This window comes from Jatrophihabitans lederbergiae (genome assembly GCF_031845305.1).
Lineage (GTDB): Bacteria > Actinomycetota > Actinomycetes > Mycobacteriales > Jatrophihabitantaceae > Jatrophihabitans_A > Jatrophihabitans_A lederbergiae.
Genome location: NZ_JAVREH010000209.1, coordinates 1 through 655, shown reverse-complemented (window position 1 = coordinate 655; position 655 = coordinate 1). Strand labels below are relative to the sequence as shown.

General features: G+C 66.3%; 1 protein-coding gene. It reads right to left on the bottom strand.

Annotated features, from left to right (window positions below):
• Positions 1-25: 25 nt before the first annotated feature.
• On the bottom strand, positions 26-655 hold a 630-nt coding region (locus tag RM423_RS25020), incomplete at its 5' end, for an IS982 family transposase (protein ID WP_311425741.1).

Below are 655 nucleotides of genomic sequence, written 5' to 3'. Positions count from 1 at the left end.
CTAGATGAGTGAGTCCGTTTGGCGTTTAGTGGTCGTAGGCGATCAGTGAGCGTTTGACTGGGGCGTCGGTTTTCCAGTTGTGCCAGATCGCGGCGGCCATGGCGAGTAGTCGGGCGGCGACGCGGGTGTAGACGCCGGGCAGGGTGCGCCCGCCGTGGTCTTCGAGGGTGAGCTGGCCTTTGAGGGTGTCGAAGATGGCCTCGATCCATTGCCGTACCCGGGCCAGCTTGCCGTGCCGGGTGGTTTCGTTGCGTCGGTCCGGGCGCAGCAGTCGGGCGCCGAGCTCGTCGCGGACGAAGGTCTCGAACTCGCGGCCGGCCAAGCCTTTGTCACCGAGAATCACCTGCCCGGAGCGGATCAGGTGATGCTCGCGTTCGAGCAGTGCGCGGGTGACCTCGCGTTCGCCGATCTTGGGGTTGGCCAACCCCCAGATGATCGGCATCCCGTCCGGTGCGGCGATCAGGTAGAGCCGGAAACCCCAGAAGAAGCGGGAGTGGCTGGCGCAGTAACCGTAGCCGGCGTGTCCGGCCAGATCGGATCGTTTGACCGTTTCCCGCGAGGCCGCGCATGGCAGCGGTGTCGAATCGAGCAGCCGCAGCTGGTCGTGCCACGATGCGGTGTCGCGGGCCAGTTCGGTGATCACCGCGGCGATCAG